At 60.2% G+C, this 12733-nt stretch carries 10 protein-coding genes; 2 read left to right on the forward strand and 8 right to left on the reverse strand.

All coding sequences use genetic code 11. The features are described 5' to 3' along the window. The 8 genes from QZ511_RS08870 to QZ511_RS08905 form a co-directional block, all read right to left on the reverse strand. A partial coding sequence (locus tag QZ511_RS08870) for a molybdopterin-dependent oxidoreductase (RefSeq protein ID WP_295801769.1) occupies positions 1-451 on the reverse strand: 451 nt, incomplete at its 3' end. A gap of 44 nt (positions 452-495) precedes the next feature. Beyond that, a complete protein-coding gene (gene nirD / locus QZ511_RS08875; protein WP_295801771.1) occupies positions 496-852 on the reverse strand; it encodes a nitrite reductase small subunit NirD in 357 nt (118 codons plus the stop codon). A gap of 269 nt (positions 853-1121) precedes the next feature. Then, on the reverse strand, positions 1122-3650 hold the full coding sequence (gene nirB, locus QZ511_RS08880) for a nitrite reductase large subunit NirB (RefSeq protein ID WP_295801773.1): 2529 nt from the start codon (positions 3648-3650) through the stop codon (positions 1122-1124). A gap of 338 nt (positions 3651-3988) precedes the next feature. Beyond that, positions 3989-5680: a bifunctional protein-serine/threonine kinase/phosphatase gene (locus QZ511_RS08885; protein ID WP_295801775.1), complete on the reverse strand. Its 1692-nt coding sequence runs from the start codon at positions 5678-5680 to the stop codon at positions 3989-3991. A 232-nt stretch (positions 5681-5912) separates the two neighbouring features. Then, positions 5913-7379 (reverse strand): NarK family nitrate/nitrite MFS transporter, encoded by a 1467-nt coding sequence (locus QZ511_RS08890; RefSeq protein ID WP_295801776.1) that lies wholly within the window; start codon positions 7377-7379, stop codon positions 5913-5915. Positions 7380-7710: 331 nt separating this feature from the next. Further along, entirely contained in the window at positions 7711-8772 is a 1062-nt protein-coding gene (locus QZ511_RS08895) for a CmpA/NrtA family ABC transporter substrate-binding protein (protein WP_295801778.1), read from the reverse strand. Positions 8773-8832: 60 nt separating this feature from the next. Further along, positions 8833-9420, reverse strand: a complete 588-nt coding sequence (locus QZ511_RS08900) for an ANTAR domain-containing protein (protein ID WP_295801781.1) — start codon at positions 9418-9420, stop codon at positions 8833-8835. 5 nt (positions 9421-9425) lie between these two features. Next, on the reverse strand, positions 9426-10673 hold the full coding sequence (locus tag QZ511_RS08905; RefSeq protein ID WP_295801782.1) for a hypothetical protein: 1248 nt from the start codon (positions 10671-10673) through the stop codon (positions 9426-9428). A 391-nt stretch (positions 10674-11064) separates the two neighbouring features. Between QZ511_RS08905 and QZ511_RS08910 the strand changes: the two genes are divergently transcribed. Further along, entirely contained in the window at positions 11065-11679 is a 615-nt protein-coding gene (locus tag QZ511_RS08910; RefSeq protein ID WP_295801784.1) for a molybdenum cofactor guanylyltransferase, read from the forward strand. Between the two features lie 70 nt (positions 11680-11749). Continuing rightward, positions 11750-12643: a molybdate ABC transporter substrate-binding protein gene (modA, locus tag QZ511_RS08915; protein ID WP_295801786.1), complete on the forward strand. Its 894-nt coding sequence runs from the start codon at positions 11750-11752 to the stop codon at positions 12641-12643. Positions 12644-12733: the final 90 nt, after the last annotated feature.

Below are 12733 nucleotides of genomic sequence, written 5' to 3' on the forward strand. Positions count from 1 at the left end.
AAGCCGCGACCGCGGACGACATCCACAAGCGGGAATTGGTATCTACATTGGCCGTGCCGATAAACCCTTTCATCAGCTTGTTGGCAACGTAATAATCTTCCGTCAGCAACTGCCCGGACAGATAAAAAGCCACCGAATCCGGCCCATGCTCGTCGATCGTCTCTCGCAAATTCGAAGCGGCAAAATCCAGCGCGGTTTCCCAGTCGCAATCCTCGCCATGCAAACGTGGCTTCAACAGGCGCCCGTGGTTACCCAGGGTATCTGCCAGGGAAGAACCTTTGACACACAGCTTGCCCTTGTTGGCCGGGTGCTGGTCGTCACCCTGAATGCGGATCACTTCCTCGCCGCCGCCAGGCTGCAACTCCCGCGTCGCCGCCACCCCACAGCCCACACCGCAATACGGACAGGTAGTACAGGATTTACGGGCACTGAACAGTTCGGTTAAAGCCATCTTTCACTGCTTATCGGTTGCTGGTCGTTTGGACGGTTACGTGCTTACTGATCGAGCTTGATCAGCACCTCATCGCCTTCAAAGGCAACCGGATAGACCGCCAGCTGAATATCCTCTTCCTCCAGGCACTGCCCATCGGTGAGGCGATAATGCTGCTTGTACAGCGGTGAAGCCACGGTCAGCACATCGTCGATCTCCGCCACAATGCCACGGCCAATCACGCCGGCCTTGGCGACAGGATCCCAGTTATCAATGGCGTACAACTGGGGCTCCTGCTCGGGTAAAAAAAACAGGGCAATCTGGTGATCACCCACAAGAGCACACACTCCGGATTCGGCTACAAGATCTGATCGCTTGCAGACTTGCAGCCACTCGGTGCGGGTTATGGCAACTTCGCTCATTTTGGTTCTCCACTATGGTGGTGGTGAAATTTTTAAAAGTTGTGTTCTTTTTTCCAGTTCCGGGGGAGCTGGATTCTGGCGTTCGCCAGAATGACGAATACTTGACTTGATACGGAGTCAAACTCTTCGATGCGAAGGTGGAGTGCCGGGTGTAAGGTTTCAGGAGCGTCGGCGACAGGGACGTCGCCGCCGCAGCGTACAGGGACGTATTCACAGCGGTCCTGAAACCTTACACCCGGTGCTCCACCGCCACCGGGATAGCAAAAGGATTAGGCCGGCTCGGCGATCTTGACGATTTCCTCTTCGGTCGCCGGACGGCGTTGTTTGCGCTCTTCGACGAAGACGATTTTCTCGTCCTTCACATCGGTATTCACAAACTGGCGGAAGCGCTTCAGCATCTCCGGATCATTGATCGCCGTCTTCCACTCACACTGGTAAGTGCCGACCACATTCGCCATCTGCCGCTCCAGCTCCTCGCCGATGCCCAACTTGTCCTCGATCACCACCTCGCGTAGATAATCCAGACCGCCTTCCAGGTTCTCCAGCCACACCGAAGTCCGCTGCAGCTTGTCTGCCGTACGCACATAGAACATCAGCACACGGTCGATATATTTGATCAGCGTCTCGTCATCCAGATCCGTGGCAAACAGATCCGCATGGCGCGGGCGCATACCGCCGTTACCGCACACATACAGGTTCCATCCGTTCTCGGTGGCAATCACCCCGATATCCTTACTCTGTGCTTCCGCACACTCGCGGGTACAACCGGAAACCGCCATCTTGATCTTGTGCGGCGAGCGCAGGCCCTTGTAACGGTTCTCCACCGTCAGCGCCATGCTCACACTGTCCTGTACCCCGAAGCGACACCAGGTACTGCCCACACAGGACTTCACCGTACGCAGGGATTTACCGTAAGCGTGGCCGGTTTCGAAACCCGCATCGGTCAGCTCGCGCCAGATCTCCGGTAGTTCTTCAAGACGGGCACCGAACAGGTCGATACGCTGACCGCCGGTAATCTTGGTATACAGGTCGTACTTCTTCGCCACCTGACCGAGCACAATCAGCTTGTCCGGTGTAATCTCGCCGCCGGCAATACGCGGAACCACGGAATAGGTACCGTTTTTCTGCATATTTGCCATAAAGGTATCGTTGGTGTCCTGCAGGCCAACGTGGGGTTTCTTGTGGATATGTTCATTCCACAGGGAAGCAAAAATCGACGCGGCGGTGGGCTTGCAGATTTCACAGCCCTTGCCGGAACCGTGCTTGTGCAGCAGCTCGTCGAAGGTCTTGATCTCCTCCACCTGCACCATGTGGAAAATTTCCTGGCGGGTGTAGGGGAAGTGCGGGCACAGGTCGTTGTTCACTTCCACGCCCAGCGCCGCCAGCTCTGTATCCACCACATTTTTCAGCAGCGCGGAACAGCCGCCGCAGCCGGTGGAAGCCTTGGTCGCATCCTTTACATCGCCGAGCGAGCAGCAGCCACCCTGTACCGCACCGACGATATCGCCCTTGCTCACGTTGTGGCAGGAACAGATGGTGGCGGTGTCCGGTAGCGCGCCCGCACCCAGAGTCGGCGCCGCACCGTCCAGTGCCGGCAGGATCAGCTGCTCCGGGTGCTCCGGCAGATCCATATCGTTCAGGTGGTATTGCAGCAGGGTGTCGTAATCGCCGGTATCGCCCACCAGCACCGCGCCGCGCAGTTTCTTGCCGTCGCGGTCGGTGATCATGCGCTTGTATACACCGGTCTGCTCGTCGACAAAGGTAATCGCCGCGGAGCCTTCCGTACGACCGTGGGCGTCGCCGATGGAGCCCACGTCCACGCCCAGCAATTTCAGTTTGGTGCTCATGTCCGCACCGTTGAACTCCGCCGCCTCGCCGCACAGCAGGGAAACCGCGGTGCGCGCCATGGTGTAGCCGGGGGCGACCAGACCGAAGATACGGTTGTCGAACAGGGCACACTCGCCGATAGCGAAAATATTCTTGTCGGAAGTGCGGCACTGGTTGTCGACCACGATACCGCCGCGCTCGCCCAGGGCGATGCCGGCAGAATTCGCCAGCTTGTCTTCCGGGCGAATGCCGGCGGAGAACACGATCAGGTCGGTGACCAGTTCCTTGTCACCCTTGAACTGCATACGCAGGCGACCGCCGTCGACTTCTTCGATCAGCTCGGTGGCGGTGCTGGTGTGGACCGTCACGCCCAGCTCTTCGATCTTTTCCCGCAGCAGATTGGAGCCGCCCTCATCCAGCTGAACGGACATCAGGCCCGGGGCGAATTCCACCACATGGGCTTCGAGGCCCAGCTGCTTCAGCGCATTGGCCGCTTCCAGCCCCAGCAGGCCGCCGCCCACTACCACACCAATCTTGCCGTCCTTCGCCGCGGCCTGGATCTTGTCGAGGTCTTCCAGGGTGCGGTAGACGAAGCACTTGTCGTGCTCGTGGCCGGGGATTGGCGGTACAAAAGGATAGGAACCGGTGGCAAGCACCAGGTGATCGTAGGGTTCGCTGGCGCCGCTGGCGGAGGTGACGATTTTCGCTTCGCGGTCGATAGCCACCGCCGCATCGTTCAGGCGCAGGTCGTAGCCCCATTCGCGATACTGCTCCACCTTGCCCATGGCCAGGTCGTCCGCGGTGCGGCCGCCAAAGTATTCAGAGAGGTGAACCCGGTCGTAGGCGGGACGGGGTTCGGCGCAGAACACCAGCACATCGAACATTTCCCGCTCGGAGCGATTTGCCAGTTGTTCCAGGAAGTGGTGACCCACCATGCCGTTGCCGATGACGACGATTTTTTGCTTAACCATAATCTCTGCCGTTGCTGTCTGAAGTTCACGGCAGGAAGGAGGAAGTGGGGCGGGCAGTGGTCAGCGCAGCACGGACGTCCCCTCTTCTCTGCCGAAGAGTTTCAGGCGCCGTTGCCTTGCTAGTAGAAAAGTCGAATTGTGACAAAAGATATTCAAACTCTGTGCCAACTAACAAAATACCCCGGAGAATGGCGGGAAGCCGCAAGGTTTGTGGGGATAGGTGTCGGCAGTAGAGCTCGGGGCAGGTCACAGTGGCCAGACCCGGACCTGCCTTATGACTGTATGTGCGCGAATTCGGTGCGCGCCAGGTATAAACGCCCTAAGTTGGCACTTTGCGCTCAGAGCAGGTGCAGCAGATGGGAAAGTAGCAACAGCAGTGCCACCAGTTGCCAGAACAGCAGCGGATTGCGCTCCATCAATGGCGGCTTCTCCTTGCGGGAGAGCTTCTGATTTGGCGTGCTCAGGTCGTGGACGAATTCCGACAGCGCCGGATAGCGGTACTTCGGGTCCGGCGCGCAGGCCTTGCGCAGCGCGTCGTCGATCCAGGCCGGCATATCCTGGCGCCACTGGCGGGCACTGATATAGCGCATGCTGGCATAGTTCTTCAGCTGGAAGTGACTGCTGCCGAAGCGCTCCTTGTAAGGGTAGTGCCCGGTCAGCATCTCGTACGCGATTACCCCAAGGGAAAAAATATCCGAGCGGTGGCTGGCGGCATCACCAAAGAAATATTCCGGCGCGCAGTAATTCTTGCTTCCCGGCGGCGCACTGTCCTGGTAATGCAGCAGTTCCTGCAACCCCGCCGCATTGGCCCCGCCCAGGTCAATCAGCTTGAGGCGACCTTTGGCGTCCACCATGATGTTTTCGGGCTTCAGGTCCCCGTGCACAATCTCCAGTCGCTGCAGGCGGCGCAGCGCGCTCACCAACTGCTGCACCAGGTTGCGCACCTGTTCTGCCGGGGGTTGCGGGTTCAGCTGCATCCACTGCCGCAAATTCTGCCCGTCCACATATTCCATCACATGGTAGAGAAACTGCCGTTGCTTTTTCGGGGGGAATATTTTCACGATACCCGGATGATCCACCCGGCGCCCGGTCCACTCCTCGGCAATAAAGCGCTCGATATAGGCCGGGTCATCATTGAAATTTTCCGACGGCGCCTTCAGTGCCAGCAACGCACCGGAATCCATATCCCGCACCAGGTACAGATAACTGCGGCTGCTGGCATGCAGCTCCTGCAGCACCTCGTAACCGTCAAGCTTATTGCCCGGCGTCAACGGAGGGGGAAACGGCAGCTGACTGGTAGCCACCAGCAGATCATCCGAATCCAATTGTTCGACCGCGTTCACCCGGCACAGCGCCAGGCTCAGATTGTCCTTGCTACCGTTATCCAGCGCCGCCCGAATCAGCGGTTGCGCCGCGTCCAGCTGGTGTGTTGCCAGTAGATCGGCGAACTGTGCGCTTGGCAGGAAATCGTGAATCCCGTCCGTCGTTACACAGAACAGGTCCCCCGGTTCCACCGGCTCGCGGCGATAATCCACCTCGATATGCGCATCCATCCCCAGCGCCCGACTGAGAAAAGTGCGCCCCGGCCCCAGCGTGCGCGCGTGATCCCGGGTCAGGCACTCCAGCCGGCCATCGCGCAGGCGATAAATCCGGGAATCCCCGATATGAATCAGGTGCGCCGTCGCCCCTTTCACAACCAGCGCCGAAAACGTCGTCAACCAGCCCCGCTGCACCTCATCCGCACCGCCGCTCTGGCGATACAGCCAACCGTTCAGCGCCTGCAACACCCGCGCCGCCGCCTGCTTCACCGACCAGGAATCCGGCGTACTGTAATAGTCGGAAAGAAATCCGCTCACCGCCGCCCGCGCCGCCGCACCACCAGCCTCCGCACTGCCCACCCCATCCGCAATCACCGCCAGCGAACCGCGATACCGCGCCTCGCTACCTTTAGCCTGATACACCGCCACGGCATCATCGTTATACGCCCGCTGGCCGCACTCGGTGGCGGTGGCGAATTGTAGCATTTCCATCGGGTGAGTTTCTGGCCTTTTGGCAGAAGGTTTAGGTTTGCAGGTGGTAGTCAATAGGTTCGGTATTTATCTGATGGTTAATGTTAAGGCAGGGGCTGGCGACCCTTTGCCGGACTGTCGAAAAGAGGGACCTTTTCGACAAGCCCCCAGGGATGGGTTTACGGCGTGTCCGGCAAAGGGTTGCCAGCTCCTGGCGCCCGGATATCTATTCGGGGCACCAACGGAATTACAATCAGGCTACGTCAATCAGAGAAACACTGCCATCCGGCATCACCTCGGCCATCTGGCCTTCCGGCTCTTCCAGGAACAGCAGGGTCACAAAACCCAGCACCGCGGTACAGGCAATCACCAGGAAAAACGTCTGGTATGAAACCATGCTCAGAATGGTCAGGTAAAACACCGCACCCACATTACCATAGGCACCGGTCATCCCCGCAATCTGCCCCGTCAGCCGGCGCTTGATCAGCGGCACCACCGCAAACACCGCCCCCTCACCAGACTGCACAAAGAAAGAACAGGCCATCGCCGCAGCTACCGCCAGATACAGCGGCCACTCCGAATCGATCATACTCATCGTCAGGTAGCCCACCGCCAGCCCCGCAGTCAGAATCAACAGCGTAGACTTGCGGCCAAAGCGGTCACTGATCAGCCCGCCCGCCGGGCGCGACATCAGATTCATAAACGCATAGGCCGAAGCTACCAGACCCGCCTTCACCGGATCCAGGGTAAACGTCTCCGAGAAAAATAGCGGCAACATAGAAATTACCGCAAGTTCAGAACCGAATGTCGCAAAGTACAGAATATTCAGCACCGCCACCTGCTTGAACTTGTAACGGTGAATCGGCTCCGGCAGCTTTACGAACACCTCCTTGTTGATGTCGTAACACTTCTTCGCATCGTAGAAATACAGCGCCGCCAGCGCCACATAAATCGCAATCGCCACCGGCTGTGCCAGCATCGCCACACCGTTGGGAGAGAGCTTCCAGGTCAGCAGCGCCAGCGCCGCATACATCGGCAGCTTCATGATCAGCAGCAGGATAAAGTCCGACGGGCTGGAAACCTCCATACCGCCGATTTTTTTCGGTTTGAAATAGGTGCTGCCCTTCGGGGTATCGGTTACCGAGTGGTAATAGATAAAACTGAATACCAGCGCCAGAACCCCGGTAATACCGATCGCATAGCGCCAGCCATCCGCGCCACCGAACAGCAGTGCAATGGTCGGCAGGGTCATGGCGCCGGCCGCAGAACCGAAATTGCCCCAGCCTCCATAGATCCCCTCAGCGGTACCCAGCTGCCTGGCCGGAAACCACTCGGAAACCATGCGAATGCCGATAACAAAGCCGGCACCGATAAAGCCCAGAAGGAAACGGCCGATAGCGGCCTGAATAAAGTTGTCCGCCAGCGCAAAAATGAAACAGGGAATACTGCCTACCGCCAGCAGCAGGGAATAGGTCAACCGCGGACCGTACTTGTCGGTAAGCATACCGATGATCACCCGCGCCGGAATGGTCAGCGCCACGTTCAGGATCAGCAGGGTTTTGACCTGGTCCTTGGTCAGCGACAGGCTGTCGGCAATGGCCACCAGCAGGGGGGCGTGGTTGAACCAGGCGAAAAAGGTAATGAAAAAAGCCATCCACGTGAGGTGGAGGACCTTGATCTTTCCCTTGAAGGAAAACAAATTGAGAGATTCTGAGGACATGGTCTTTCCTGTCGGGTCGTAACGCTACCCGCAGGCATAAAAAAAGCCCACGGGTACAGCGAGGCTGTAGCCGGTGGACTTCGTTGTCCGCGATATTGCAGTTGAAAGCTGGAAACCATTGCCCGCATCGGCAAGCACCGGAAAACCGCAGGTGCCGGGTTTCCACTTCCTCATATATTGAATATTCAAGATTTGTGCCATTGCTGTGCGCACCCCGCATTGCGGTGCGGTGTGCGCTATATGGCGGGGCGCGGGGGCCGATTCAAAGTAGAAGGGGGCGTCGCAGCCCCAAGCTGGTGATTCCGGTGCACCCCATGGGCGCGCCGTGCCATCAAACAGTGCGCGCCCGGTTGCGCAGAAAGTCCAGGGTCTGCTGGTACAGATCCGCACGGAAACGATCTGCCGTATCGGTGTCCACCGGCGCGATGGCATTGCTCAGTGCCAGCAGCTCGCGGGCCTTGCCGGCTTCCGGGCGGCCGTGGTCCGACAGCGGGTGGGCGAACAGGTGCCAGTCCCTGCTTTCCACCGTCGCCGCGGCGTGGCGGCGGACCAGTTTGTCTTCCAGGGATTTGCCGATCGCCTCCTCCGGCAGATCCAGGTATCGGGTATTGGCCAGCAGGCTGACCGCATCGCGGCGCTGGGAGCGCTCACCCAGGACCGCACAGGCTTCCAGCAGCGCCGCGCGCAGGGCCAGGTGGGTGGCGGGGTTGGCCTGGTGCCAGCTTTCGGTGACCGCGAGCACCTTTTCCGGCATCGCCGGCAGCAGGGTATTGCAGGTAGTGGCGATGACGCCGATGCCTTGCTCCACCGCCAGGGTGTTCCAGGGTTCACCGACACAGTAGCCATCGATGTCGCCCCGGCGCAGGTGGTCCACCATCTGCTCCGGGGGCAGTACTACGATGCGCACATCCCGGTCCGGGTCGATACCGGCGGTGCCCAGCCAGTGGCGCAGTTGCAGGCTGTGGCTGGAGAAGGGGTAGACGGTGGCAAAGGTCAGCGGCGGCTGATCGCTGTCGCGCTGCGCGATGTGGTGTTTGAGCGCGGTGCCGGTGTCGCCAGTACTCTCCAGGTCGAGCTGGCGGTACAGGGTTTCTGCCAGGGTGATGGCGTTGCCGTTACAGCTCAGGATCAGGCCGGTGAGCAGTTTTTCGCTACAGCCGGGCAGGGTCTGCTCCAGGGTCAGCGGCATGGGCGCGAGCATGGCGGCGGCATCGGCGGCACCGCCAATCAGCTTGTCGCGCAGAGTGGCCCAGGAGGTTTCCCGCTGTAATTCCACCCTGAGGCCGTATTGTTCAAAGATCCCCATCTCCTTCGCCACGATCAGCGGTGCGCTGTCGGTGAGGCGCAGGTAGAGGAGTTTCAGGTTCGGTTTTTCTGCTTGCAGGGCTGTCACGGGCTTAATCTCTACTTATCTGTCTTTGCGGGCGCTTGCGGGCTTTGTGGAAGCAGTTTTCTACACTCGGCTTTGCAAGTGCGCGACTATCTGCTCCGCCACGGCCTGCATGGTGGAGTTGCTGTTCATGGCCAGGGTGCGCAGGGTCTGGTGGGCGGACTGCTCGCTGATATTCTTGCGCGCCATCAGCAGCCCCTTGGCGCGTTCGATAATCTTGCGCTCGTCCAGCTGCTTTTGCGTACGTTCGAGGGATTTGCGCAGTTCCTGATAGCTGCGGAACTGGGCCATGGCGATCTCGATGGCCGGGGCCACCCGCTCCGCAGACAGGCCCTCGGCCATATAGGCGCTGACGCCGGCCTCGACCGCACTGGTGATGAATTCCGCTCCGCCGCGGGCGGAGAACATGGCAACCGGGGTGGGATTGTGCTGGTTGATTACCGAGAGGCTTTCGAGGATGTCCCGGTCCGGGGATTCGATATCGATAAGCACGATATCCGGGCGGTGTCTTTCCACCTGGAACAGGAGGCCCTCGGCACTGGAGAGTTGGGCCAGGAGGTTGTAGCCGGCGGCACTGAGCTGGCTGGCGACCATCTCCGCGCGCTCCGTCTGGTCATCGACCAACAGGATACTGATAGGTGTCGTTGTCATCGCTTTTAGAACTTCAGTTCGAACTGCAACCAGAACTTGTCGGTATCGCTGCTGTAGGTATCAGCGTCGTACCCCGCGTACTTGACTAGCAGGTCGATATTTTTTGTTATTGCCGTGGTCGCCACCAGGTCCAGCTCGTTGCCGTAATCCTGGCCGCCGCGATCACTGCGGAATTTATGTACAGTTGCTGCAATCTTCATACCAGAAATTACGAATGAGCCTCCGACGTAGTAGTCGCGAATGCCATCCACCGGCGTGACCAGAAACTTGTCGGCGAACCCCTGGAATTTGTGCAGGGTGGCCAGGGGTGTCTGGAAGGCGCGCTCGTCGTTGCCGGTCAGCCATTCGGTGCCCACCAGCCCCACAAACTTGTACTGCTGCAGGGGCAGGGTGGCGATTTCCGCGTTGTAATAATTGGCCTGGTAATCGAAGGGATTGCCGCCCACATCCCGCTGGGTGGCGGCGCGCAGGTGCCAGCGGAAGCTGTTGCATTTCACCGCGAACTTGGCGCCCGCGGTGACGTTGGCCAGGGCCTCCTGGTCGTGAAAATTCTCGCTGTAATAAAAGCCGCTGAGAGTCTGGTTGGGCTGCACCTTGTAGTCGACCGTCAGCGCATTCACCGGCCCGCTCAGATCTGCATCCGCCCCGTCGGGGCCAAAAATGCGATTGACGTTCCAGATATAGAAGTAATCGGCGGAAAGTTTTTCGTTAAAAGCCCATATTCCGCGAACAGCGTCGTAGGTCTGCTCGTTCTGACGCCAGCCCACCCCGCCGAAAAAGCGCTGGTCACCCAGGTTGATCCGCTGGCGCCCCAGGGTGAACAAACCCTGCTCCGGCGCATAGCTGATCTGCGCCCGGTTCATTTCGCTGTAGTCGGGGTCGGCGATCACCGGGTACTGGGTTTTGCCGTTTTCCGTGTTGTTGAAATGCTCGCTGCTGATATAGGTGACATTCTCCCCCTCCAGCAGCACTTCCCATCCCCGCCACTGGGCACTGGTCCAGGTTGCGCGGCTGCGCAGGGTGCCGGCGGTGGCGTGGTGGGGAAAGGCAACCTCGCGCACATGCTCGTAGCGGGGGCGGAAATTCAGCGCGAAATCGCTGTAGCGGATCATGTCGCCGACACTGTGCACCTGTGGTTCCGGCGCGCCCGGTTGCTGGTCCTGGGCACTGGCGGAGTACACCGGCAATAGCGCTGCCCCCGCACAAAGGCGTGCAACCAGGGATCCTTGTGCTGTGAAATGGCTGAGGTGCATAAAGCGCTTCCTATCCTCGATGGAAGGCATAAAAAAAGCCCGGCGACATCGATTGTGTCGCCGGGCTTCTTTGCCTGTGGCGGTTTGACAATCAAAAGTCGTACCAACTACCGGTAATCTAGTTAACTCTCGTCGCCGGAGACGGAAAGAGTTCGACAACCGGATGAAATGCACGCAGCGAGGGCACGGGCTGCGCGGAATGCCTCCAATTGGTGCGCTTTGCCGGCGGGTTTGTCCGGCAAAGGTGGCGCCACTCCGGTGCGGGTGTGCAATGGTAGTGCGTGTAATGGGTTATCCTGTGGCACAGTATTTGCCACCCTGAGCACCGCCCGGGCCGGAAGGTGAGAATGGTGGGGCTTTCAATTGTCAGAAGTAAAGGCAGGCTGCACGGATGGGTTTAAACGAAACGGCTGGCGGGATAAAACGGGTTTGTCCCCTGGTGCTGGCGGGCGGGCAGTCCAGCCGCATGGGGCAGGACAAGGCACTGCTAAAATTACCCTGTGGGCAAACGATGCTCGAGCGCGCCAAACAATTGCTGGACGCGCTGCAGGCACCGCCAGGTATCGAATTGCTGCCCACACTGATCAGCGGCGCGCGCCCGGGAGGCATTCCCGACCGCTACCCGGCGGCGGGCCCGCTCGGGGGCCTGCAGGCGGTGGCGGCCCACCTGCAGGAGCAGGCCGCAGTCTGCGATGCGCTGCTGGTGGTACCGGTGGATATGCCCCTGCTGCAGCCCGGGCAATTGAAAACGCTGTGCAGTGCCGGCCAGTGCGTGGAACAGGCGGTGTGTTTCGATAGCCACTTTCTGCCCTGCTGGCTGCCGCTGAACCCGCGCTGCCGGAACTACCTGGATGCGGCGGCGCGGGGAGATTCGATACCGTCCGTGCGCGCGCTCTTCGGTTACCTGGGGTGCGTGCAGCTGCCGGCACCCGCAGGCCACTGGCATTTGAATGCAAATCGCCCGGAGGAGTTCGCACAAATTGCGGCACTGGCGACTCGGAGTTAAGCCTATGCAGAGTTATCCCCACCCGACGCCGATCAGCTGCAGCAGGCGCTGATGCCGCAGGAAGAGTGCCATGTGGCAAGCTGTCTGGTCTGAGCGCCCATCGCCACCGCAGCGGCCGGGGCGGCTGCGAAAGCTGCTTGCCGCACTGGCACTTCTCACCCTTGCCCCCGCATTGCTGGTCGCTTGCGGAGAGCGCCCGCGAAAGGTGCTCAATCTCGCCGCAGACGCCAGTTTTCAACCGGCGCTGGAATCCCTGCGCCCCGACTTCGAGCAGCACTGCGGCTGCCGGCTGAATATCACCGGCGGTGCCAGTGGCCTGCTCTACAGCCAGATACGCGAGGGCGGGCACTTTGATATTTTTCTGTCCGCAGATACCTCCCGCCCGGCGCAGCTGGTGAAAGACGGCCTCACCGTCCCCGCCAGCCTGCAGACCTATGCCCGCGGGCAGCTCGCCCTGTGGGTGAGCCGCCGCCTGATCGAGACCGCCGGTGAGCAGGAGGGGGAGGACTATTCGGCGATGGTCCGCCTGCGCTCCGGTGAGCTGACCCCGCGCCAGCTGATTTTGTTACTGGGCCGGGGCAAGCACAAACTGGTGGTGGCAGACCCGCAGCTGGCGCCCGATGGCAATGCGGCGGTGCGCATGCTGAAAGGCCTGCGCCTGTGGCCGCGGGTGCGCGGGCGCATGGTGTATGCGAATCACGCCGGGCACGCCCAGATTATGCTGCAGCAGGGGGGGGGGGATATGGGGCTGGTGGCCTACGGCCAGGCGCTGACCTCCGGCAGTTCCGGCGAATTTATGCGGGTGCCGGCACGCTTCCATCCGGCACTGAATCAACAGCTGGTAATTTTGCGCGCCACTCGCGAGCGCACGCTTGCAATTCAGTTTGTGCAATTTCTGCTGTCCGACGAGGTGCAGGCGCGCCTGCCAGAGCTCGGATTCCTGCCCGCCGCGACTGCGCGCTGACAGTTTTCTTTACCTGTGACTTTTTACAGTCAAAAAGTCGTAGCGAGTACTTAATCCCCCCTGATCTCCGAATTGCCGGCCTGGTGTGCC

The sequence above is a fragment of the uncultured Microbulbifer sp. genome, from assembly GCF_913055755.1.
Taxonomy (GTDB): Bacteria; Pseudomonadota; Gammaproteobacteria; order Pseudomonadales; family Cellvibrionaceae; genus Microbulbifer.

Coding starts and splice junctions, on each gene's coding strand:
- QZ511_RS08905 (WP_295801782.1), bottom strand. CDS start 10,673: ATGCACCTCAGCCATTTCACAGCACAAGGATCCCTGGTTGCACGCCTT.
- QZ511_RS08900 (WP_295801781.1), bottom strand. CDS start 9,420: ATGACAACGACACCTATCAGTATCCTGTTGGTCGATGACCAGACGGAG.
- nirD (WP_295801771.1), bottom strand. CDS start 852: ATGAGCGAAGTTGCCATAACCCGCACCGAGTGGCTGCAAGTCTGCAAG.
- QZ511_RS08910 (WP_295801784.1), top strand. CDS start 11,065: ATGGGTTTAAACGAAACGGCTGGCGGGATAAAACGGGTTTGTCCCCTG.
- QZ511_RS08890 (WP_295801776.1), bottom strand. CDS start 7,379: ATGTCCTCAGAATCTCTCAATTTGTTTTCCTTCAAGGGAAAGATCAAG.
- QZ511_RS08885 (WP_295801775.1), bottom strand. CDS start 5,680: ATGGAAATGCTACAATTCGCCACCGCCACCGAGTGCGGCCAGCGGGCG.
- nirB (WP_295801773.1), bottom strand. CDS start 3,650: ATGGTTAAGCAAAAAATCGTCGTCATCGGCAACGGCATGGTGGGTCAC.
- modA (WP_295801786.1), top strand. CDS start 11,750: ATGTGGCAAGCTGTCTGGTCTGAGCGCCCATCGCCACCGCAGCGGCCG.